Here is a 676-nt window from a genome sequence, read left to right as displayed (position 1 = left end):
CAGCCGGAATACATATGGCCGACCACGGTTGGTCGAAGCTTTGCGCCGACAGGCACATGCAGTGGGTCATAAGCGGATAGGTCGGCTGATGCACGAGGAACATATTCAAGGCAAATGCAAAGGCGGTTTCAAACCCTGTACGACTGATAGCCACCACTACCTACCCGTAGCGGACAATGTGCTGGCCCGACAGTTTTCCGTGGGCAGCGCCACGCCCACCTGGGTCAGCGATATCACCTACATCGCCACCAAAGAGGGATGGTTGTATCTGGCAGTGGTATTGAGCATTCAGACGCGCCAAGTGCTGGGTTACAGCTTGGCGGATCGGATGCCGGACGACTTGGTTGAGCGAGCCTTCATCAACGCTTGGAACGCGTGCCTTGGCCTCTACGGTGTTGTTTTCCACTCCGATCAGGGGCGTCAGTATGCAAGCAGCAAATTTCGCTTCGCTCTGGCCAAGAAAGGCTTCACGCAGAGCATGAGCCGGAAGGGAAATTGTTGGGATAACGCCGTGGCTGAGAGCTTCTTTGCCACGTTGAAGCGAGAAGAGGCCTGCCGGGTTTACCCCAGCAAGCAGCAGGCGCACCTGGCGATCGCAAACTACATCCACGGGTTTTACAACAGCAGTCGACTGCACTCAGCACTGGGCTATCGTTCACCGAACGAATATGCAAAA

Annotated in this window: 1 protein-coding gene; it reads left to right on the top strand. The window is 55.8% G+C overall.

All coding sequences use genetic code 11. The annotated features are described in order from the left end of the window. On the top strand, positions 1-676 hold a 676-nt coding region (locus APH28_RS25980), incomplete at both ends, for an IS3 family transposase (RefSeq protein WP_060513283.1).

It is taken from the genome of Pseudomonas sp. NBRC 111124 (assembly GCF_001320245.1).
Classification (GTDB): Bacteria; Pseudomonadota; Gammaproteobacteria; order Pseudomonadales; family Pseudomonadaceae; genus Aquipseudomonas.
This window is presented reverse-complemented; position numbering and strand designations above follow the sequence as displayed.